Source organism: Paractinoplanes toevensis, assembly GCF_018332695.1.
Taxonomy (GTDB): Bacteria; Actinomycetota; Actinomycetes; order Mycobacteriales; family Micromonosporaceae; genus Actinoplanes; species Actinoplanes toevensis.
This window is the reverse complement of the sequence record NZ_BOQN01000049.1, coordinates 178263-198155: the sequence shown is the minus strand read 5'-3', so window position 1 is coordinate 198155 and position 19893 is coordinate 178263. Positions and strand designations below refer to the sequence as shown.

21 protein-coding genes are annotated in these 19893 nt (G+C 70.8%); 9 read left to right on the top strand and 12 right to left on the bottom strand.

Annotated features, from left to right (window positions below):
• Nucleotides 1-15: 15 nt before the first annotated feature.
• Together Ato02nite_RS17700 and Ato02nite_RS17695 are read left to right on the top strand one after the other, a co-directional pair.
• A complete protein-coding gene (locus Ato02nite_RS17700) occupies nt 16-267 on the top strand; it encodes a hypothetical protein (RefSeq protein ID WP_213007633.1) in 252 nt (83 codons plus the stop codon).
• A gap of 154 nt (nt 268-421) precedes the next feature.
• Nucleotides 422-1270 carry an alpha/beta hydrolase gene (locus tag Ato02nite_RS17695; RefSeq protein WP_213007632.1) on the top strand — a complete coding sequence of 283 codons (849 nt, stop codon included), beginning with the start codon at nt 422-424 and terminating at the stop codon, nt 1268-1270.
• A gap of 3 nt (nt 1271-1273) precedes the next feature.
• On the opposite strand, the gene Ato02nite_RS17690 is transcribed toward Ato02nite_RS17695, so the two are convergent.
• From Ato02nite_RS17690 to Ato02nite_RS17665, 6 genes are all read right to left on the bottom strand, one after another.
• Nucleotides 1274-1894 carry a response regulator gene (locus tag Ato02nite_RS17690; RefSeq protein ID WP_213007631.1) on the bottom strand — a complete coding sequence of 207 codons (621 nt, stop codon included), beginning with the start codon at nt 1892-1894 and terminating at the stop codon, nt 1274-1276.
• A complete protein-coding gene (locus Ato02nite_RS17685) occupies nt 1891-3033 on the bottom strand; it encodes a sensor histidine kinase (protein ID WP_246607125.1) in 1143 nt (380 codons plus the stop codon). The genes Ato02nite_RS17690 and Ato02nite_RS17685 overlap by 4 nt, the downstream gene beginning before the upstream one ends.
• Nucleotides 3030-3839 (bottom strand): ABC transporter permease, encoded by an 810-nt coding sequence (locus tag Ato02nite_RS17680; RefSeq protein WP_213007630.1) that lies wholly within the window; start codon nt 3837-3839, stop codon nt 3030-3032. The genes Ato02nite_RS17685 and Ato02nite_RS17680 overlap by 4 nt, the downstream gene beginning before the upstream one ends.
• Nucleotides 3836-4672, bottom strand: a complete 837-nt coding sequence (locus tag Ato02nite_RS17675) for an ABC transporter ATP-binding protein (RefSeq protein WP_213007629.1) — start codon at nt 4670-4672, stop codon at nt 3836-3838. Before Ato02nite_RS17675 ends, Ato02nite_RS17680 begins: the two co-directional genes overlap by 4 nt.
• An 80-nt stretch (nt 4673-4752) precedes the next feature.
• Nucleotides 4753-5502: an ABC transporter permease gene (locus Ato02nite_RS17670; protein ID WP_246607124.1), complete on the bottom strand. Its 750-nt coding sequence runs from the start codon at nt 5500-5502 to the stop codon at nt 4753-4755.
• Nucleotides 5499-6413: an ABC transporter ATP-binding protein gene (locus Ato02nite_RS17665; protein ID WP_213007628.1), complete on the bottom strand. Its 915-nt coding sequence runs from the start codon at nt 6411-6413 to the stop codon at nt 5499-5501. Before Ato02nite_RS17665 ends, Ato02nite_RS17670 begins: the two co-directional genes overlap by 4 nt.
• Before the next feature lie 99 nt (nt 6414-6512).
• On the opposite strand from Ato02nite_RS17665, the gene rnhA reads away from it, so the two are divergent.
• On the top strand, nt 6513-6965 hold the full coding sequence (rnhA, locus tag Ato02nite_RS17660; RefSeq protein ID WP_213007627.1) for a ribonuclease HI: 453 nt from the start codon (nt 6513-6515) through the stop codon (nt 6963-6965).
• On the opposite strand, the gene Ato02nite_RS17655 is transcribed toward rnhA, so the two are convergent.
• Entirely contained in the window at nt 6948-7352 is a 405-nt protein-coding gene (locus Ato02nite_RS17655) for a MarR family winged helix-turn-helix transcriptional regulator (protein WP_246607122.1), read from the bottom strand. The two genes, rnhA and Ato02nite_RS17655, sit on opposite strands and share 18 nt — an antisense overlap.
• A gap of 53 nt (nt 7353-7405) precedes the next feature.
• On the opposite strand from Ato02nite_RS17655, the gene Ato02nite_RS17650 reads away from it, so the two are divergent.
• Genes Ato02nite_RS17650 through Ato02nite_RS17640 form a run of 3 tightly spaced genes read left to right on the top strand, consistent with a single transcriptional unit; the run spans nt 7406 to nt 9908 of the window.
• Nucleotides 7406-7990 (top strand): TIGR03086 family metal-binding protein, encoded by a 585-nt coding sequence (locus Ato02nite_RS17650; RefSeq protein WP_213007626.1) that lies wholly within the window; start codon nt 7406-7408, stop codon nt 7988-7990.
• Nucleotides 7987-8769: an LLM class flavin-dependent oxidoreductase gene (locus Ato02nite_RS17645; RefSeq protein ID WP_213007625.1), complete on the top strand. Its 783-nt coding sequence runs from the start codon at nt 7987-7989 to the stop codon at nt 8767-8769. The genes Ato02nite_RS17650 and Ato02nite_RS17645 overlap by 4 nt, the downstream gene beginning before the upstream one ends.
• Nucleotides 8766-9908, top strand: a complete 1143-nt coding sequence (locus Ato02nite_RS17640) for an epoxide hydrolase family protein (protein ID WP_213007624.1) — start codon at nt 8766-8768, stop codon at nt 9906-9908. The genes Ato02nite_RS17645 and Ato02nite_RS17640 overlap by 4 nt, the downstream gene beginning before the upstream one ends.
• Before the next feature lie 253 nt (nt 9909-10161).
• Here the strand turns inward: Ato02nite_RS17640 and Ato02nite_RS17635 are convergent, their stop codons facing one another.
• From Ato02nite_RS17635 to Ato02nite_RS17620, 4 genes are all read right to left on the bottom strand, one after another.
• Entirely contained in the window at nt 10162-10713 is a 552-nt protein-coding gene (locus tag Ato02nite_RS17635) for a DUF3558 family protein (RefSeq protein ID WP_213007623.1), read from the bottom strand.
• A gap of 123 nt (nt 10714-10836) precedes the next feature.
• The gene (locus tag Ato02nite_RS17630; protein WP_213007622.1) at nt 10837-11184 is read right to left on the bottom strand and encodes an MmcQ/YjbR family DNA-binding protein; all 348 of its coding nucleotides are present in this window, start codon (nt 11182-11184) and stop codon (nt 10837-10839) included.
• A 41-nt stretch (nt 11185-11225) separates the two neighbouring features.
• Nucleotides 11226-12971 carry a hypothetical protein gene (locus tag Ato02nite_RS17625; protein ID WP_213007621.1) on the bottom strand — a complete coding sequence of 582 codons (1746 nt, stop codon included), beginning with the start codon at nt 12969-12971 and terminating at the stop codon, nt 11226-11228.
• Between the two features lie 108 nt (nt 12972-13079).
• On the bottom strand, nt 13080-15938 hold the full coding sequence (locus Ato02nite_RS17620; RefSeq protein WP_213007620.1) for a helix-turn-helix transcriptional regulator: 2859 nt from the start codon (nt 15936-15938) through the stop codon (nt 13080-13082).
• 120 nt (nt 15939-16058) lie between these two features.
• On the opposite strand from Ato02nite_RS17620, the gene Ato02nite_RS17615 reads away from it, so the two are divergent.
• Entirely contained in the window at nt 16059-16307 is a 249-nt protein-coding gene (locus Ato02nite_RS17615) for an SCO4226 family nickel-binding protein (RefSeq protein WP_213007619.1), read from the top strand.
• A 7-nt stretch (nt 16308-16314) separates the two neighbouring features.
• Here Ato02nite_RS17615 and Ato02nite_RS17610 read toward each other — a convergent pair whose 3' ends face one another.
• Nucleotides 16315-17295, bottom strand: a complete 981-nt coding sequence (locus tag Ato02nite_RS17610; protein ID WP_213007618.1) for an intradiol ring-cleavage dioxygenase — start codon at nt 17293-17295, stop codon at nt 16315-16317.
• A gap of 174 nt (nt 17296-17469) precedes the next feature.
• On the opposite strand from Ato02nite_RS17610, the gene Ato02nite_RS17605 reads away from it, so the two are divergent.
• Complete coding sequence (locus Ato02nite_RS17605; RefSeq protein ID WP_213007617.1) at nt 17470-18480, top strand: LacI family DNA-binding transcriptional regulator; 1011 nt, start codon at nt 17470-17472, stop codon at nt 18478-18480.
• 112 nt (nt 18481-18592) lie between these two features.
• Nucleotides 18593-19864, top strand: coding sequence for an ABC transporter substrate-binding protein (locus Ato02nite_RS17600; RefSeq protein WP_213007616.1), 1272 nt, complete (start codon nt 18593-18595; stop codon nt 19862-19864).
• The last annotated feature ends 29 nt before the right edge of the window (nt 19865-19893 follow it).

Genomic DNA, 19893 nt, shown 5'->3' with positions numbered 1-19893 from the left:
CACGACCCTCCGGTGGTGGCGCCACTGCTGCCGCTGCTGCCGCTGTCGCTGCTGCCGGAGAGCGTGGGCGAGTCGCTGCTGCTGCTCGACGATGAGCTGCTGGAGTCGGTGGACGTGGAGGTCGATGTCGATGAGTTGTCGGCGGCGTACGCGGCTACCCCGATACCGACGGTTCCCGCCAGGCTGGCCGCGATCAAGGCGCCGGTGAGCAACGACGTTCGCCGCAGTCCGGTTTCCCGCTTCATCTGCGCGCTCCCCCTTCGTTGATGACTCAACAAAGAGTGCGCGACCGGTCTCGCCCTGACCTGTGTGCATGCTTCGCACTTGCTGTGAGACCAAAGTTAAGTCGAAGGACGGTATCGGCCCGGGTCGCCTACTCCCTAGGTTGGACATCGAAGCCAAGAACACCTGGGGGAACCGAATGTCCGTCATTCCGCAGCACACCCTCGACGAGATCGCCGAAGTCAACGCGACCGGGCTCACCCCGGTCGTCTTCATCCACGGACTGTGGCTGCTGCCGAGCAGCTGGGATCGCTGGGCCGAGGTGTTCAAGGCGGCCGGCTACGCGCCGATCACGCCCGGCTGGCCGGACGACCCGGAGACGGTCGAGGAGGCCAACGCGCACCCCGAGGTGTTCGCCGGCAAGACCGTCGGCCAGGTAGCCGACCACTACGCCGAGATCATCGGCAAGCTCGAGAAGCAGCCCGCCATCATCGGGCACTCGTTCGGCGGCCTGCTCGCGCAGATCCTGGCCGGCCGGGGTCTGTCCAATGTGACCGTGGCGATCGACGCCGCGCCGTTCCAGGGCGTGCTGCCGCTGCCGATCTCGGCGCTGCGCTCGGCGTCGCCGGTGCTGGGCAATCCGGCCAACATCAACAAGGCGATCCCGCTGACCTACGACCAGTTCCGCTACGCGTTCGCCAACGCCGTCGACGAGGACGAGGCCCACCAGCTCTACGAGGAGTTCGCCGTCCCCGCCCCGGCCAAGCCGCTGTTCCAGGCCGCGGTGGCCAACTTCAACCCGTGGTCCGAGGTCAAGGTCGACCACGACAACCCTTACCGCGGACCGCTGCTGGTCATCGGCGGCGAGAAGGACCACACGGTGCCGACCGCGATCACCGAGTTCAACTACAAGATCCAGCAGAAGAACAGCGGCGTCACCGAGTACGCCGAGATCCCCGGCCGCGGTCACTCGCTGACCATCGACAGCGGCTGGCTCGAGGTCGCCAACACGTCGCTGGCGTTCGTGCAGCGCTTCGCCGAGCGGTAGGTCTCAGAGCAGGCCGTGCCGCATCGCCGTGGTCACCGCGGCGGTGCGGTCGGCCACGTCCAGCTTGTTGAAGACGCGCAGCAGGTGGGTCTTCACGGTGGCCTCGGAGATGAACAGCCGCTTGCCGATGTCGGCGTTGGTGTGGCCCTGCGCGACCAGGCGCAGCACCTCGGCCTCGCGCGCCGACAGGGCGGGCGGTGCCGGTCGGCGCACCTGACGCACCAGGGTGGACGCCACGCTCGGGGCGAGCACCGTCTCGCCGCGGGCGGCCGCGCGCACCGCGTCGGCCAGTTCCTGGGGCGTCGCGTCCTTGAGCAGATAACCGCTGGCCCCGGCCTCGATCGCGCGCAGGATGTCGCGATCGGACTCGTAGGTGGTCAGCACCATCACCCGGGTCCCGGGCACGGTGGCGAGGATCCGCTCGGTGGCGGAGACCCCGTCGCCGTCCGGCATCCGCAGATCCATCAGCACGATGTCGGGCCGCTCGGCCGCGGCCAGTTCCACCCCGGCCGCACCGGAGCCGGCCTCACCGACCACCTGAAGATCGGGCTCGGCGTCGAGCATGCCGCGCAGCCCCATCCGCACGACGGGGTGGTCGTCCACGAGCACGATCCGAATCGTCATGCGGGCACCTCCAGCTCGATCGTCGTGCCCATGTCCGGGTCGCTGAGCACGGTCAGCGTGCCGTGCACCTGATCCGCTCGCGCGCGCATGCCGTTCAGTCCGAAGCCGTCGGCGGCGTCCGGGTCGAAGCCGCGGCCGTCGTCCCGCACGACCAGCCGCACCGATGACGGAGCATAGGCGAGCAGGACCCCGGCCTCCCGCGCCGCGGCATGCCGGCGGACGTTGGTCAGGGCCTCCTGGGCGGCCCGGAGCAGCACCACCTCCACCGCCGTCGGCAGCGCGCGTTCCTCGCCGGTGACCCGCACGGTCGCCGGGATGCCGGTTTCCTCGGTGAATCGGGTTGCTTGCCGGCGTACGGAATCAAGCAGTGAGCCCGCGGACAACGCAGCCGGCGCCAGCGCGGCGAGCAGGGCCCGCGACTCGGCCAGGTTTTCCTTCGCGGTGCGCACCGCGAGCGCCAGGCGTTCGTCGCGCAGCGCCGGGTCGGCGGCCTGGAGCAGCGTGATGATGCTGGTGAAGCCCTGGGCAAGGGTGTCGTGGATCTCCCCGGCCAGGCGGGCCCGCTCGGCCGCCACACCGGCCTCGTGGGACAACCGGGCGTTCGCGGCCCGGCTCGCCTCCAACTCCTCGATCAGCTGACCGCGCTCGACGTTCTGCTCGATGACCCGGATGATCCAGAAGCCGAGCCAGATGCCGGTCGCCGCCGAGATGACCGAGACGATCAGGTCGGCGAGCACCGCCTCGGGATACCGGAAAATGTCGATCACCGGGGTGATCAGGTTGACGACGATGACGAGCGCGATCGCCGCGCGCATCTCGACCAGCTGGAAGATCAGCGGGATCACGGCGAACAGCAGCCAGGTGCTGAACGGGACCGCCAGCACCGCGACGGCGAAGAGGCTGATCTGTCCGATGAGGACGGTGAGGGCGAGACGGCCCACGGTGTCCCGCCGGGCCAGCCGCCGGCCGACCAGGCCCTGCAGCGCGATCATCCCGGCGATGGCGCCGACCGCGATCAGCCGCCGCCACCGGGGGTGATCGTCGCCCAGGAGGAGCGCGATGGCGATCGCCACCGCGACGATGCCGAAGTACACATCCCACCACTGCGCGTAGCGGGTGTGTGCCTCACCGGTCGTCACCGGTCTTTTTCGGTCCAGCGGAACGTCACCAGGCACAGCACCAATCCGATCACACACCAGGCGCCGAGCACCAAGGCGATGCGGCCCAACTCCCACTGCCCGGCCGCCTCGTAGACCTTCATCGAGTCGGGCAGGAAGACGTACCGGAAGCCCTGGCTCATCCACTTCACCGGGAACAGCGAGGCCACCGTGATCAGCCAGGACGGCAGCTGGGTGATCGGATGGATGAAGACGCCGGAGATGAACTGCAGCGCCACCAGCGGCACGTTCAGAATCGCGCCGGCCGTGCGGGCACGCTTGACCAGGGCGCTGACCGCGATGCCGCAGAGCGTGCAGGCGATCACCGAGAGCAGAAACAGCCAGCCGAACACCACCCAGTGCGACGCGTCCGGCAGTGGCATGTCGTAGACCAGCACCCCGACCAGGAGCAGCATGGTCACCTCGGCGATGCTCAGGACGAAGACCAGAATCAACTTCCCCATCAGGTACGCCGTGGAGGTGATCGGCGTGCCGTGCAGCCGCTTCAGCGTCCCGTCCTCGCGGTCCATGGCGAGCCCGGAACCCATGGTGATGAACGCGGTGCTCAGGATGCCGTACGCGATCATGCTGGCGGTGTAGACCTGGCTGACGCTGACCCCGGTGTCCTCGTAGCTGTCCCCGAAGATCGTGCCGAACAGCAGCAGGAGCATCGCCGGGAAGGCGAACGTGAAGATCACCGCGGTGCGGTCGCGGATGAACTGGAGGAGCTCGACCCGCCCGCGGGCCAGGCCGTTGTGGGCGGTACCGGGCAGCACGGCGGCGGTCATCGGTGGTCTCCGATCAGAGTGAGGTAGGTGTCCTCGAGGGTCGGGCGGGTGACGGTGAGCGTGGTCAGGTCGGCGTCCTCGGCGACGAGCTTGCGGATCAGCTCGGTCGGGTCGGTCACCTGCTCGGTGTGCTGCACGCCCCCGTGCCGCCAGCTCACCCTCGCCCCCGCCGCGCCCCGGCCGCCCAGCGTGGCGGGCGTTCCCTCGGCCACGATCAGGCCGCCGGACAGCACCGCGAGCCGGTCGGCGAGCGCCTCCGCCTCCTCCAGATAGTGCGTGGTCAGCAGGATCGTCGTGCCCTCGGCGGCCAAAGCCCGGATCAGGTCCCAGAACTGGCGGCGGGCGGCCGGGTCGAAGCCGGTGGTGGGCTCGTCGAGGAAGAGCAGTTCGGGGCGGCCGACGATGCCGAGCGCCACATCGACCCGGCGGCGTTGACCGCCGGAGAGCGTACGGATGCGGGCCTTGCTCTTCTCGGTGAGGCCGACCAGGTCGATGACCTCGGCCACCGGGCGCGGGTCGGGGTAGAAGCCGGCCACGTGCCGGACCATCTCGGTGACGGTCAGATCGGCGGCGTCGTCGGCGTCCTGCAGCACGACCCCGATCCGGGCCCGCCAGACCCGCCCGGCCGTGCCCGGGTCCTCGCCGAGCACCCGGGCCTCGCCGCCGCTGCGCCGGCGATGGCCCTCGAGGATCTCCACGGTCGTGGTCTTGCCGGCGCCGTTCGGGCCGAGCAGCGCGAACACCTCGCCGCGCGGCACGTTCAGGTCGATACCGCGAACCGCGTCGTGGCCCCGGTAGGTCTTGCGAAGTCCGCTGACTTCAATGACGTCCATGCCGGTAATCCTGCGTGTTGATCATGCGTGATCAACAGGACCGGTAGACCGTCATCCCGTGTCCATCGTTCGGTGGACGTCTACTCCCAGCGCATCTTCTTGACGGCGGCCGTCACGCAGACGACGGCCCAGGCCGCGAGGCTGAGCCAGTCGTTCACCGGCACCGCCGCGCCGTGCGAGAGCGTCGCGCGCAGGGCCTCGGCGTGCGCGGCCAGCGGCAGCACGACCGCGACGTCCGGCGCGGTGAACATGATGCCGCCGGCCGCCAGCATCAGCACGTAGATCAGCGTCGCGGCGCCGGTCGTGGTCTCCGGTTTCAGCACACTGGCCAGCAGCAGGGCGAGCCCGCTGTAGGCGGCCGTGGCCAGCACGGTCACCCCGATCGCCGGCAGCAGCTGACCGGCCTCCGGGCGCCAGCCGACCGCGATGCCGACCGCCGCGAGCACCAGCAACTGCACCACGATCAGGCTCAGCACCGCGGCGGTCTTCGAGATCAGCAGGCCCGGCCGGGTCAGCGGGGACGCGCCGAGTCGCTTGAGGACGCCGTAGCTGCGCTCGTAGCCGGTGGTGATCGCCTGGCCGGTGAACGCGGTCGACATCACGGTCAGCGCGAGCACGCCGGGGACCACGTAGGCCAGCCGGTCATCGCCCGGCACGGTGGTGACGTCGGTGAGCCCGGCGCCGAGCAAGACCAGCAACGGCACGCCCATGGCCAGCACGACGGCCTCGCCGCGGCGGGCGGTCAGCACCAGTTCCATCCGGATCTGGCTGCGCAGGATCGCCCGCATCGGCGCGCGGGCCGGCGCCGGCGCGAAGGTGCCGCTGCTCATCGGCCCACTCCTGCTCGGTTGTCCTTGGTCAGGGCGAGGTAGACGTCCTCCAGCGTGCGCCGCCGGCTGTTGACCGCCGTGACCTGAGCACCGCTCGTCGCGAACCAGGTCAGCACCTCGGCGATCACGGCGGCGTCGAGGGCACCGCTCACCGCGTACTCCCCGGGGCTGGTCTCGACGGCCTTGAAGTGGACGCTTTCCGGTTTCAGGCCGGCATCGGCGCGTACCTCCAGGAGGTCGATGCCCGCCGCGGCCGTGAGTTCCGCCGGGGTTCCGGTAGCCGCGACGCGGCCCGCCCGCATGATCACCACGTCGTCGGCGAGCCGTTCCGCCTCGTCCAGAAGGTGCGTGGTGAGCAGGACGCTCACGCCGTGGTCGCGCAACTCGTTGATCAGCTGCCAGGTCGTGTGCCGGGCCTCGGTGTCCATGCCGGCCGTCGGCTCGTCCAGGAAGACCAGTTCGGGCCGGCCGACCAGGGCGATCGCCAGCGAGAGCCGCTGCTGCTCGCCACCGCTCAGCCGCCGGAACCGGGTGCGCTCGAACTTCCGCAAGCCCAGCCGGTCCATCAGCATGTCGGGGTTCAGCGGATTTGCCGAGAACGACGCGAACAGTCGAAGGATCTCGCCGGCCGTGGCCCACGGATAGACGCCGCCGGACTGCAGCATGATGCCCAGCCTCGGCATCAGCTCGTCGTGGTCGCGGACCGGGTCGAGGCCCAGCACGCGACACTCGCCGCCGTCGGCCGGGCGGAACCCCTCGCAGACCTGGAGCAGGCTCGTCTTGCCGGCGCCGTTGTGCCCCAGCAGCGCCAGGACCCGGCCGCGCGGCACGGTCAGTGACACCCCGTCGACGGCAGTCGTGGCGCCGTAGCGCACGACGACTTCCCGCACCTCGACCGCGCCGTCACTCACCGGTTCAACCCCTTCCGCCCCGGCCACTTTACGTGCCGGCGACGGACACCCCGCCTCCGCATGGCCGACCTCACTCTGCCCCGTGGGTAGGGTGCACGCATGACCGTGGTGGAGATCTACACCGACGGGGCGTGCGTCCCCAACCCCGGCCCCGGCGGCTGGGGTGCCGTCCTGCGTTACGGCTCCCGGGAAAAAGACCTCTGCGGCGGCACCTCGGCGATGACGACGAACAACCGCATGGAGTTGCTGGCCCCGATCAGCGCCCTCGAGTCGCTGAACCGCGCACCGGTGACCGTCATGCTCTACACGGACAGCATCTACGTCCGCGACGGCATCACCAAGTGGGTGCCCAAGTGGAAAGTCAACGGCTGGCAGACCGCCGCCAAGCAGCCGGTCAAGAACGTCGACCTGTGGCAGCGGCTGGACGCCGTGGTCAAGCGCCACGACGTGCAGTGGCACTGGGTGAAGGGCCACGCCGGCCACCCCGAGAACGAGCGCGCCGACCGCCTGGCCGCCCGGGGCCTGCAGGAAGCCCTAGGTCAGGTCTCGTAGCGCGCGGACGAAGGCTTCGCGATCCGCGGCGTCCTCCAGAAGATCATCTTCCGCGGTACGGATCTCGCTCTGGATCGCGCGTTGCTTCCGCTGCCCCTCGGTGGTCAGGCCCAGCAGGCGCACCCGGCGGTCGGCCGGGTCCGGGTCACGCTCGATGAGGCCGCGTTTCTGCAGGTCGTCGAGGATCGGGATGAGCCGGGTCTTGTCGGCGCCGATGCTCTGCGCGAGGGCGGCCTGGGTGCGGGTCGGGCCCTCCCGCAAGGCCGTCAGCACGACGTAGGCCCACATCGTCAGGCCGTGCCGCTCCAGGATGGGCTCCTCCATGGCGATGAGGCGGCGCCCCAGCCGCATCACCATCGCGCCCAGATCGGGCCGCTCGCTGTCCACCCTTAGATCTTCCTACTCTTGCGTAATCGTAAGCGCCCGTAGACGATAAGCGCATGCCTACTGATTTGATCTCGGCCGACGCGGCCACCGTCGCCGCCACCGTCGAGCTGGTTGCTCAGGCCTCCTCCCTCACACTGCCCACCCCCTGCGCGGGCTGGGATCTCGGTGCGCTCATCGCGCACATGACCGAACAACATCGCATCTTCGCCTCCGCTGCGCTCGGCGTTCAAATTCCTTCCGTACGGACGTACGCGGCGGCCGCCGAGCTGGTGACCTCCGCCTTCGCCGCGCCCGGGGTGCTCGACCGGCCCTTCCTGCTGCCCGAGATCCACCCCTCGATGACCTTCCCCGGCCGGCAGGCGATCGGGTTCCACCTCGTCGACTACGTGGTGCACGGCTGGGACGTGGCGGCGACGCTCGGTGTCCCGTACGTGGTCGAGCCGGACGTCCTGGCCCTCGCCCGGCCGATCGCCCGGGCCGTGCCCGACGATGCGTCCCGCCAGGCGCCGGACGCCGCTTTCGCCCCGGCTCGGCCCCTGCCGCCGGGGGTGTCACCGCTCGACGAGATCCTGCTGCTGCTCGGCCGTGACCCGTCCTGGCCAAAACTGTCGGAGGGTCCTGTTAAGAACGAGGCATGACACTCAAGTTCGGAGTGATCCTCCCCGCCGGCAGCGCCCGCGAGCAGCTGGAGCAGGCGGTGCTGGCCGAGCAGTCCGGGTGGGACGGGGTGTTCGTGTGGGAGGCGGCCTACGGCGTCGACGCCTGGTCGCTGCTGGCCGCGATGGCCGCCCGCACCAGCCGCGTCCGCCTGGGCACCATGCTGACACCGCTGCCCTGGCGCCGCCCGTGGAAAGTGGCGAGTCAGGTCGCCACCCTCGACCAGCTCTCCGGCGGCCGGGCGATCCTGGGCATCGGGGTCGGCGCGGTCGACGCCGGGTTGCCGGCCACCGGCGAGCCCACCGACCTGCGCGAGCGGGCCGCGATGATGGACGAGGGCATCGACCTGATCCGGGCGCTGTGGTCGGGTGCCCGCACGTTCTCCGGTTCGCACTACACCTATGCGGTCGGCAGCGACGACCTGTCCGAGGCCGTCCGGCCGGTGCAGGAGCGCATCCCGATCTGGGTGGTCGCGGTGTGGCCCCGGCTCAAATCGATGCGCCGGGTGCTGCGCTGCGACGGCGTCATCCCCGGCCACTCCCCGAGCCCCGAGACGACCCGCGAGCTGCGCGCCTGGCTCACCGAGCAGGGCAGCACGGCCGACATCCTGGCCGAGGGCGAGACCCCGGCGGCCGGCGGCGCCGCGCTGGTCGAGCCCTGGGCCGAGGCCGGCTGCACCTGGTGGATGGAGACCCGCTGGCAGTCCGAGACCAAACACGAGATCCGCGACCGCATCGCGGCCGGCCCACCCCGCTCATGATCACGCCCTTCACGGTCACCTTCGACCCCGACGACCTCCGCACCCGCCTGCGCCGCACCCGCTGGCCCTCGGCGCAGACCGCCCCCGGCTGGGCGCAGGGCACGCCACTGGAGTTCGCCCGCTCGCTGTGCACCTACTGGGCCGACGGTTACGACTTCGACGCGGCCGCCCAGCGCCTCAACCGCCATCCCCAGTTCCGCACGGTCATCGACGGCGTGGCCATTCACTTCCTGCACGCGCGTTCCGAGCGCCCCGACGCCCGCCCGCTGCTGATGACACACGGCTGGCCCGGCTCGGTGGTCGAGTTCGCCGAGGTGGTGACCCCGCTGACCACCCCGCCACCGGGCGAGCCCGCCTTCCACGTGGTGTGCCCGTCACTGCCCGGTTACGGATTCAGCGACCAGCCGGCGGTGGCCGGCTGGACGGTGCACCGGGTGGCCGACGCCTGGGCCGAGCTGATGACCCGCCTCGACTACCCCCGCTTCATCGCTGAGGGCCACGACTGGGGCACCACGATCAGCACGTCCCTGGCGGTCCGCCACCCGCACCGCCTGATCGGCATCCACCTGATGCCACCGCTGGTCGCCCCGCTCGACCCGGTGACACCCGCCGAGCGAAAGTCGATCGCCGACCTGACGGCCGCGGCCACCGGCGACGGCTATTCGCTGGAGCAGTCGACCAGGCCGCAGACCATCGGTTACGCCCTGGTCGACTCCCCCGCCGCCCTGTGCGCCTGGATCATCGAGAAATTCCACGCCTGGACCGACCACGACGGCGACCTCTCCACGGTGTTCACCGACGACCAACTGCTGGACAACCTGATGCTCTACTGGCTGCCCGCCACCGGAGCGTCCGCGGCCCGGCTCTACTGGGAAAGCTTCGCCGAGGTGCAGGCCGTCTTCCGCACCGGCACCACCGACGTGATCACCGCCCCCACCGCCTGCTCGGTCTTCCCCCGCGAGATCCCCCACCCGTCCCGCCGCTGGGCCGAGCAACGCTTCCCGAACATCCATTACTGGAACGAGCCGCCCCGAGGAGGCCACTTCGCCGCCTTCGAACAGCCCGCCCTGTTCATCCAGGAAATCCGCAACGCCGCCCACCATTGGCCCGAACCAGCCCGATCCCGCCCGCCCGCCTGACCGCAGACTTGCCGCCCGCCTCACGGCTGGCCTGCCGCCCGCCTGACCCCAGACTTGCCGCCCACCTCGCGGCTGGCCTGCCGCCCGCCTCATGGCAGGACGCCGGCCGCCTGGCCGGAGAACGCCGGCCGCCGGGCCACCGGTCGCCAGCCGCCTCGCGGCAAGACGCCAGCCGCGTAACCGCAGGTGGCCGACCACCTGCCCGCGGTCACCGGTCGCCGGGGGCGGGCGGCTTCGGCTTGGGCTGCGCGCGTCAGATGCGAGGGATCACCTTGTCGGCGACCTCTTTGGAGTCGGTCAGATTCTGGTCGTCCGAGGCGCCGCGCGAGTAGACGTCGACCTGGACCGTGCCGTAAAGGACGTAGAGGTGGCCGGCCAGCTCGAAGGCGTCCTCGCCCACGCCGTCGACCGGCTGGGCGTCGGCGATGGTGGTCTTGAACTCTTCCTCGGTGGTGCGGGCGATGAAGACGGCCAGCTGGCCGCTGTCCTGCTGCCACTGGCAGAAGCGGGTGGTGTCGCTCGGCTGGGCGCCGTCCTCGTCGATCTGGGTGATCTTGCGGCCGGTCAGCTCGACGACCTCGGCCTTGCTGAGCAGCGTGCACGGGTCGGGCAGGTCGCCGGCGTCCTTCGCCGAGCCGACACCGCTCACCGCGGAGGCGGTGGGCGTCGGCTGGGCGGCATCGCCGGTGGGGGCGCCGGCGGCCGAGGCCGAGTTGCCGTCGGTCTTCTTGTCGAGAATGCCGCAGCCGCTGAGCACGACGACGGCAGCGAACGAGACAACGGCGAATGCGCTGAGGCGCTTCATCTTCTCCCCTGGGGGTGGTGCCCGGAACATCGTTTGATCAGGGTCGCGGGTCACCGGGGCCGCGCCAATATCCAAACGGATTAGTTGACACGATGGCGGTAGAACTTCCCTCGTTCGGAATCGCTAGGCCAGGCGCGGGAGGTAAGCCGACCAGACCCGTTTGGGCACAACCATCCGCCAGGCGTCCAGGACCAACTCGGTCATCCGCTCCTCGTCCAGCTCGGACAGCCACACCTGCACCCAGTTGAACCGCAGGTCGGACTCGCGCGGCAGATGGAACAGATGCGGCTCGGCCGCCACCAGCGCGGCCCGCTCCTCCTTGGGGAAGCCGAACCCCATCACCGTCTCGTCGCGGGAAAAGGCAACATAGACGATCGAGCCCACGCGAAACTTGACCCGATCGTGAATCAGATGTTCCGAGCTGCGCGGCAGATCACGACACACCCGGCGCACGTCGTCGACGGTGACCATGCCGAGAACGTACGCCGGGGGTACGACACTTCCGCGCCGCGTCAGGACTGCCGAGGCTTCGGCACGCCGAGCCGGGTGGTGGGCTCCTCCGGCAGCGCGACCGGTTCCGGCACCTTGGCCCGGAAAATCCGGTCGGCCGGCAGCCGGTAGGTCGTGGCCTGCACCAGTTCGTCCGGCACGGTATGCCGCCCGGTGGATTCTGTTGAGGACTCGACCAGCATTCCGACGTCCTCACCCGCACCATCGGGAACGCCGCCAGTGCCGTGAACGCCGGCGACACCGGGACCACGCTCCGCACCGTGAACCCCCGCCGCACCCGGACCACGCTCCGCACCGTGAACCCCCGCCGCACCCGGACCACGCTCGGCGCCGTGAACCCCCGCCGCACCCGGAAGGCCAGCTGTGTCGGGAGGGCCGGCGAACGCGTCCGGCATTCCGCTCGCCGGTCCCGGCATTCCCAGGAACGGCGGCGGGGTGGCTACGGCGTCGGCGGAGGGTGTGCCGCCGGTCGGCCGCACAGCACCGGTCTTCGCCGCGTGGGAGGCGACCCTCGATCGCCTCGGCGCGGGCTCATCCACCCCGCCGGCCGGCTCGGGCTGGTCGGCTTCCGAGCCGGTGGCGAACGCCCAGGACGACCGCCGCATCCGAGTTGATCTGTGATCGTGCACACTCCGGTCGGCGCCCGGCCGCACAGTGGACGAAGCTCCCGGCTCCGAGAAACCCAGATCCGCCGCATCGTCTTCGGGGCCCGACATGCTCCCCGCGGCTGCCGGCGCTGGCGGGCTGTGCCGGCCAAAAGCACCTGCGGACACGATCGGCGCCGCAGAGGCGGGCGTGCTGGAAACCCTCTCCGAGGGGACCGCTGCGGCCGGGCCGGCGACGGTGCCCGACGAGGTCGGGGCCGTCGGGTCGGGGGCGTTGCTCGACGGAATCGGCGCTGAGCGCGGCATCCGGCTTGGGCCGAAAGCGGCAGGGATGGGGTGGTGGGTGCCCTCGTCCGATGGCAGCACGGCGTCGAGCGGCGCTCGCGGGTCGGGGAACGGTCGGTAGACCACCCCGCCGACGGCCGCGGGTTCGGCGATCACCCGGGGTGAGGGGGCCGGCGGGACCGGGAATCCGAGCGAGGTCTCGTCGGTCTCCGAAGCCATCGGCATACGGGACGCCGGGATCGCCGGGGCCGGCACCGGGGGAATCGGGATCGGCTGAGCGGGCGGCTGGGCGCCCGGCACGCCCGCCCGTCGCAGCAAGGCCGGCTGTCCACCCACGTCGCGCGGGTCGGCCGGGAACTGCGCGCAAGACGCGATCGGCTCCGGCGGCGCGAGCCGGCCGGCCGAGTCGCCGGCCCCGGGCAGATCGCGGACCGACTCCGAAGCGGACAGCCCGCCGACGGCCGACCCGGCGACCGACAGCCCGGTGACAGGCGATCCGCTGGCGGACAACCCACCGACCGGCGACCCGGCGACCGGCGACCCGCTGGCGGACAACCCGGCGACCGACCGGCTGTCGGCAGGCAGGCCGGGGGCGGCGGCGGACGGCTCGGCGGGTGCGGGCATGTCCACCGCGGGTGTCACCTGGGCGGACGCGCGGGCTGCTCGGCGTGGGGCGATCATGCGGGCCGCGACGCTGAAGACGCTTCGGGTGCCTGTCTCGTAGCCGTCGCGGTAGGCCTCCTCGCGGTCGTCCTCCGTCTGGCGCCGCTGGTGAATTCGGCCGGCGGCGTAGCCGCAACAGGCCACGAAGACGGCCAGCAGGGTCAGGAGCAGTGCTGAGTTGCCGGGGGCGGTCATGGTAACGATTGTCGCCAGGTTGATCGATCACCAGCTATGGCCCGTTTGACGTACCCCGATCGAATTAAGACTGGGGATCAGCCGGGGCGGTCACCCAAGAGTGGCGGTTCAGCCGAGGGTGGCCACCCAAGCGGCGATCTGCGCGCGACGGGAAACGCCGAGTTTGGTGCGGATGTGCTCGACGTGCGCGGCCGCCGTCTTGGGCGCGATCACCAGCTTCCCGGCGATCTCCCGGTTGGTCAGGCCGGCCGCGACGAGCCGGGCGACCTCCAGCTCCCGGGCGGACAGCGACGGCGCGTTCAGCGACGGCGCGTACGGCGACGCTGCGTACGGCGACGCTGCGTGCGGCGATGGGGCGGGCGACCGGTTGGGCGCCGGCGTGGCCGCATCGTCCGGTGACGACAGATAACCGGGGATCGGTGCGCCTACCCGCCCGTACGCGTCTCGGGCTGCCGCCATGAATCCGGCCGCGTCCCCGGCCCGGCGGCTGCGCGCAGCGCACCGCGCCTGATCGACCAGCGCGGCCGTCCCCTCCCAGAAGCGGGATCGGCCGGCCCAGAACTCCGCGGCCTCGGCCAGTTCCGCGCGTGCCTTGCCGGTCTGGCCCTCGTGCAGGTGGATGAGGCCGCGGGCGTGCGGGACAGCGCCGAGGGTGCCGGGTATGCCGCGTTCGTCGAGGAGTTCCGCGGCCCGGCCGAGCCATTCGCGGGCGGCGGTCGGACCGGACTGCGCCAGGTGGGCCCGCACCCCGGTGAGCACGTAGGGGAACAGGTAGGCGGCGTCCCGGACCCGGGCCGACGCCTCGAATCCCTCCTCGCAGCGCCGCACCGCGGTGGCGAGGTCCCCGCCCAGCAGCGCCACCTCGGCCAGGCCCCACCAGGCCGGGGACACCCGTTGCAGTTCCCGCATGCCGGAGCCGAGGGACGCGGCCTCGCCGAGGTGGTCGACCGCGGTGGCGTGCGCGCCCCGGCCCATCGCGAGGTATCCGAGGACATGCAGTGCGGTGATCCGGGTGGTGATCCCGCCGCCGTCGGCGAGGGCCTGCCGGGCGGCCGCCTCGGCACCCGCCCAGTCGCCGGTGGCCCACCGGACGTGGCCGAGGTGGGCGCTCAGGTAGTTACGGTCGTTGATCTGTTCGACCCGTTCGGCGTACGCGATTCCCTCCGGCAGCCATTTCTGGGCCATCTCGTATTCGACGAGCACCGACATGCTGGATCCGAGCATCCGGTAGCCGCGGGCGGTCTGCCCCTCGAATCGCCAGCCCTGCGCCCGGGCGATGGAGTTCTCGAGCAGTTCGCGGCCCTCGGCGAGCCGCCCCGCGAAAAGAAAGACGGCGCCGAGGGTCGCGTCGAGGTTGCAGCGCATGGCCCGGTCGCAGTCCTCGACCGCGATGGACCGGGCGAATTCCCCGTCCTCGATCGCCTCGCCCAGCCGCCGGTCCAGCATGTAGGCGGCGGCCAGCGCGGCGTGGATGTTGGCCCGCGCCTCCTGGGCTCGGGAATCGGTGCGGAATGCGATCAGCGGCAGCGCGCCGCGCAGCGCCGCGGCCCGTTCGTCGAGGCCGGCGCCGAGTTGGTGCCGGACCGCCACCCATTCCGGTACGAGGGTGGCGGCGGCCAGCCGATCGTCGAGTTTCAGCCGCAGCCGGTAGGCCTCCTCGTAGCAGGCGGCGGCCGCCGCGTTGTCGTCGACGGCGGCCAGTTCGCCGGCGAGCGCGGTGAGCAGGCCGGCGCGGGATTCCACCGGCAGCGCCCCGGGGGCGGTCCGCTGGGCACGCCGGTAGAGTTCCGCCGCTTCCCGATGGGCCGACATCTCCACGGCGGCCGCGGCGGCCGACATCGCGTAGTCGAAGGCGGGCCCGGCGAGCGCCGCCCGTTCGTACTGGTCGCTCACGAAGGCGGCGGGAAAGCCCGCTTCCACCGCGGCGGCCGCGGCCCGCGCGTGCAGTTCGCGCCGCCGGTGCGGGGACAGATCGGCGTAGAGCGCGTCGCGGATCAGCGCGTGCCGGAAGTCGAAGGTCGACCGGTCCGGGTGCGCCTGCACGAAGAATCGTTCGCTGAGTTCCCGCAGTCCGTCGTCGACGACATCCGGCCCGTCCCCGGTGATGGCGGTCAGCAGGTCGAGATCGAACGACCGGCCCAGCACCGAGGCGACCTCGGCCAGCCGCCGGGACGGTGCGGACAGCGCGAACGCCCGGGCCAGGACGGCGTCGGCCAGGGTGTCCGGCAGGCTGTCCCGGGAGGCCAGGAATTCCTCGACGTGCAGCGGGATCCCGTCGCTGCGCACGAACACGTCACCGGTCACCGATCCGGGCAGCGAGCCGCCCGCGATGGCCGCAGCCATGGCCGCCGTGTCGGCCAGGCTGAGCCGGGTCAGCCGCACCTCTTCGGCGTGCCGCTGGGTCAGCAGCCGGGTGCGCCAGGCGCGCATCGGAACCCGCGGGTAGAGCTCGTCGCTGCGGTACGTCCCGACCAGCAGCAGCGGCAGGTCCGACGCCCGCCGGCCCAGCCGGGCCAGCACGTCCAGCGTCAGGTCGTCGGCCCAGTGCAGGTCCTCGAGGGTGATCAGCAGCGGCCCGGAAACGGCGGCCGCGATCAGCTCGGTCAGGTCGGCCACCAGCAACCGCCGCTGCCGGTCGGCGTCGCCGTCGACGAACTCGCGCAGCCGCCGGGAAACGCCCGCACCGGCGGACGCGGTGGCCGGGTTGCGCCCCATCTCGGCGCCGAGATCGGTCAGAACCGCACCGGCCACCTCGGCGTCGCCGGGTGACGCCCCCGCGCCCAGCACGGTGAAACCGGACGCGCGCCGGACGATCTCGGACAGCAGCCGGGTCTTGCCGATCCCGGCCTCGCCCGCCAGGAACAGCAGTTCCCCGCTCCCCTGCCCGGCCGCGGTGAGCCGACGCGAGGCGAGCGCCACCAGGTCGTCCCGCCCGACGAGAATCGGAGAGCTGAGCGCGCTGTCCACGCCCGCGACTTTAGGTCACCGAAGCTGGTCTCCCTAGGTGCAATGACCGATGTCCGACTGCCTCCGGCCGGGCAGTCTTCCCATGTCAGCAACACCGCAACCACGAGGAGCAGTAACCCGATGGCCAAGTTCATGGACGTACACAGCGGATTCGTCGGCGTCACCCCGGAGCAGCTCGCCGACGCCCACGAGGCCGACCTGAAGATCGAGGCGGAGGAGGGCGTGCACTTCGAGCGCGCCTGGCTGGACCCGGAGTCCGGCAAGGTCTTCTGCCTGAGCACCGGCCCGAGCAAGGAGGCCGTCCTGCGCATCCACGAGCGCGCCGGCCACCCGACCACCGAGATCTACGAAGTGACCACCGAGGTCTGAGCGGGGATCACCACCAGGAGAGCGGGTTCCACCACTTCTTCTTCTTTTTGCCGGCCGAAGCGGTGGCCGAGGTGGACGCGGTGGTCGAGGGGGACACCGTGGCCGACGCCGTGGCGGTGGCGGACGCCGTCGGCGCGCCGGAGGGGGGCGAGCCGGACGGTGGGGTGCCGCCGCCGCTCTCCTCCGTGCCGGACGGGTCCACCGCGATCGTGAGGGTGGCGGTGAAGCCGTCGGTCACGGTGCCCGTCACGGTGGCCAGCTCGCGGGCCGCCGAGTCGTCGCCGAAGACGTTGTCGGTGGCCAGCGTGACCTGGCTGAGGTTGGTGACGCTCTTGCTGTACCCATCGGTCGCGTAGACCAGGTCGGCGACGTCCTCCGGGATGGCGATCTGCGAGGTCTTCACGATCGGCCCGTCGCCGCTGGTGGCGTTGGCCAGCGACCCGTACACCTCGAAGTGGATGTGCGGCCAGCGGCCCGAGTAACAGGCCGGGAAGATGCTGGTGAAGGTGACCGTGCCGGTCGAGTCGGTCACCTGGATGCCGCGCAGGTAGTTCTGGTCCGTGATTCCCGTCGAATACAACGAGTAGTTGCCGTCGCGGTCGCAGTGCCAGGCGTAGATGGCCGCGCCGACGACCGGCGCGCCGTCCAGGTCGAGGACCGTGAGGGAGAAGTCCAGTGGGATGCCCTCGGCCGTGCCCGAGGCGGTGCCGAACGAGGAACGGATGTCCTTGCGCACGATGCCGTCGAGGGTCCGCACGTCCGGGCCGTTCGACCCGTCCGCGGGGTACGGGCCGGCGGTCTCCGACTCCACCTCCTCAAGGGTGTCGGCCAGGGCCGGCCCGCCGGAGAGAACGGTGACCGCGACCACCCCGGCACCGCCGAGGACGGCCAGCATCCGGCGGCGGCTCATCGTGTTCAGGTCGAATCGAAGTCCTTTGTCGTGCACCTCGCGTACGTACGCGGCATTGTCGAGGTCTGGGTCCGGCATACAGGCTCGCCTCCTGGGTCGTTCCGGTGGTGAGAAGAAGCGAACCAACGGGCGCTGAGCCGGGACTGTCGTGACGCTGTGTGCAAGATAAGGATGAAGGATCATCAATGTGAGCTCCTGGGCTGCTTCGATGCCATACTTGCTGCGTTCCCGCCGCCGAGCCCTCGGAGCGACATGCCCTCCGAATCGACCGTCCGCCGGCCGACGCTGACCGAGGTGGCCGCGCTCGCGGGAGTCAGCCTCAAGACCGCGTCCCGCGCGCTCAACCGCGAACCCAACGTCGCACCCTCCACCGGCCGCCGCGTGCAGGACGCGGCCGACTCGCTCGGCTACCGCCTCAACGGCATCGCCCGCGAGCTGCGCCGGGGGGCCACCTCCGCGCTGGTCGGGCTGGTCAGCGGCGATCTGGCCAACCCATTCTACTCGGCGGTGGCCAGCGGCATCGAGCGCGAGCTGCGCCAGCACGGCCTACTGCTGATCACCGCGAACAACGACGAGGACGCCGACCTGGAGCGCAGCCTGGTGGACGCGTTCCTGGAGCGCCGGGTGCGGGCGCTGCTGGTGATCCCGAGCGGCGACGACCACGAGTACCTGGCGATCGAGGGCAACCGCGGTGTCCCGTTCGTCTTCCTGGACCGGCCGCCGGACGGGCTGGCCGCCGACGCCGTTCTGATCGACAACGCGGGTGGGGCGCGGTCGGCCGGGGAACATCTGCTGGCGGGCGGCCACCGGCGCATCGCGATGGTCGCCGACCTGGCCCGGATGGCGCCGCAACGGGGGCGCATCGACGGGTTCGTGAGCGCGATGAAATCGTCCGGCAACACCGCGTGGGAGCCGTACCTGCGCACCGATGTGCACGACGTGCGGCACGCGGAGCGGACGGTCCGCGACCTTCTTCTGCTGGAGACGCCGCCGACCGCGATCTTCACGACGAACAACCGGCTGACCACCGGCGCTCTGCGGGCGCTGCGGGACGTCGTACGGCCGCCGGCTTTGGTGGGTTTTGATGATTTTGACCTGGCCGATGTCCTCGGGACGACCGTGGTCGCTCACGACATGAGCGCCATCGGGCGGGAGGCGGCGAGGCTCGCCTACGAACGGATCAGCGGCCATACTGGCCCGGCCCGCACCATCGTCATATCTACATCTCTCATTGCCCGTGGATCCGGTGAACGATCCACATAGGTCCGCACGTAACGACACGGAAACTTTCGTTGACACGTGTGCGGTTTAGGCGGCACGGTACTCCCCGACGTACTTGACAACGATGTCAATATCTCGATGGGAGATATCCAAGATGCGCTTCACTCGACGGGCCGCAGTTGCCGTCATCGGTGTCGCCGCGCTGCTGACCGCCTCGGCCTGCGGGTCGAGCGACGACGGTGACGGTGGGGGCTCCGGCTCCAAGAAGGTGGAAGTCTTCACGTGGTGGGCCGACGGCGGCGAGAAGGCCGGCCTCGACGGTCTCGTCGCGCAGTTCGGCACCTCGTGCGCCGGCCAGGAATTCGTGAACGGCGCGGTCGCCGGTGGCGCCGGCGCCAACGCCAAGCAGGTGCTCGCCTCCCGCCTGCAGCAGAACGACCCGCCGGACACGTTCCAGGCGCACGCCGGTGCGGAGCTCCAGGACTACATCCTGGCCGGTCAGGTCGAGGACATCAGCGCCGACTACGACACGTGGGGCCTCAAGACCGCGTTCCCGCCGGGCCTGATCCAGAACCTCACGGTCGAGGGCAAGATCTACTCGGTGCCGGCCAACATCCACCGCGCCAACGTGGTCTGGACCAACAAGAAGGTCGTCGCCGCCGCCGGCATCACCAGCGACCCGACCGACCTGGCCGGCTTCATCGCCGACCTCGACAAGGTCAAGGCCAAGGGCATCGCCGCGCCGCTCGCCATCGGCAAGGACTGGACCCAGCTCATGCTGTTCGAGTCGGTGCTGATCACCGACCTGGGCGCGGAGAAGTTCACCGGCTTGTGGAACGGCACGACCCCGTGGGACGGCGCCGACGTCACGAAGGCGATCAACGACTTCAAGACACTGCTGACCTACACGAACAAGGACCGCGACGCCCTCGACTGGACCGACGCGGAGAAGCTGGTCATGGACGGCAAGGCCGCCTACCAGCTGATGGGTGACTGGGAAGCCGCCGATCTGGACGCCAAGAAGTTCGCCGACTACGCCTGGTTCACCTTCCCGGGCAACGGCACCACGTTCCAGTGGCTGGCCGACTCGTTCGTGCTGCCCAAGGGCGCCAAGAACGTCGAAGGCACCAAGTGCTGGCTGAAGACGGTCGGATCGGCCGAGGGCCAGAAGGCCTTCAACACCAAGAAGGGCTCAATTCCGGCGCGTACGGATGCCAGCCCCGCCGACTACCCGAAGTACCAGCAGGCCGCCATGGCGGACTGGAAGTCGTCGACCCAGGTTCCGTCGTGTGCGCACGGTTCGGCTTGCTCGCAGGGCTGGCAGGGTGCGGCCAACTCGGCTCTCGGTGCGTTCTCCACCAACCAGGACGTGGCCGGCCTGCAGAAGGCCCTCGCCTCGGCCGCCTCGCAGTTCGTCAAGAAGTAATTCTGTTTCCTGGGCGGGGCGGCGTCTGC

Bases quoted from the DNA above. Each gene is read 5' to 3' on its own strand.
- Ato02nite_RS17675 (WP_213007629.1), bottom strand. From the start codon at position 4,672: ATGGACGTCATTGAAGTCAGCGGACTTCGCAAGACCTACCGGGGCCAC.
- Ato02nite_RS17625 (WP_213007621.1), bottom strand. From the start codon at position 12,971: ATGACCGCCCCCGGCAACTCAGCACTGCTCCTGACCCTGCTGGCCGTC.
- Ato02nite_RS17680 (WP_213007630.1), bottom strand. From the start codon at position 3,839: ATGACCGCCGCCGTGCTGCCCGGTACCGCCCACAACGGCCTGGCCCGC.
- Ato02nite_RS17650 (WP_213007626.1), top strand. From the start codon at position 7,406: ATGCCTACTGATTTGATCTCGGCCGACGCGGCCACCGTCGCCGCCACC.
- Ato02nite_RS17610 (WP_213007618.1), bottom strand. From the start codon at position 17,295: ATGCCGGACCCAGACCTCGACAATGCCGCGTACGTACGCGAGGTGCAC.
- Ato02nite_RS17695 (WP_213007632.1), top strand. From the start codon at position 422: ATGTCCGTCATTCCGCAGCACACCCTCGACGAGATCGCCGAAGTCAAC.
- Ato02nite_RS17640 (WP_213007624.1), top strand. From the start codon at position 8,766: ATGATCACGCCCTTCACGGTCACCTTCGACCCCGACGACCTCCGCACC.
- rnhA (WP_213007627.1), top strand. From the start codon at position 6,513: ATGACCGTGGTGGAGATCTACACCGACGGGGCGTGCGTCCCCAACCCC.
- Ato02nite_RS17630 (WP_213007622.1), bottom strand. From the start codon at position 11,184: ATGGTCACCGTCGACGACGTGCGCCGGGTGTGTCGTGATCTGCCGCGC.
- Ato02nite_RS17670 (WP_246607124.1), bottom strand. From the start codon at position 5,502: ATGAGCAGCGGCACCTTCGCGCCGGCGCCGGCCCGCGCGCCGATGCGG.
- Ato02nite_RS17600 (WP_213007616.1), top strand. From the start codon at position 18,593: ATGCGCTTCACTCGACGGGCCGCAGTTGCCGTCATCGGTGTCGCCGCG.
- Ato02nite_RS17635 (WP_213007623.1), bottom strand. From the start codon at position 10,713: ATGAAGCGCCTCAGCGCATTCGCCGTTGTCTCGTTCGCTGCCGTCGTC.
- Ato02nite_RS17615 (WP_213007619.1), top strand. From the start codon at position 16,059: ATGGCCAAGTTCATGGACGTACACAGCGGATTCGTCGGCGTCACCCCG.
- Ato02nite_RS17605 (WP_213007617.1), top strand. From the start codon at position 17,470: ATGCCCTCCGAATCGACCGTCCGCCGGCCGACGCTGACCGAGGTGGCC.
- Ato02nite_RS17645 (WP_213007625.1), top strand. From the start codon at position 7,987: ATGACACTCAAGTTCGGAGTGATCCTCCCCGCCGGCAGCGCCCGCGAG.
- Ato02nite_RS17690 (WP_213007631.1), bottom strand. From the start codon at position 1,894: ATGACGATTCGGATCGTGCTCGTGGACGACCACCCCGTCGTGCGGATG.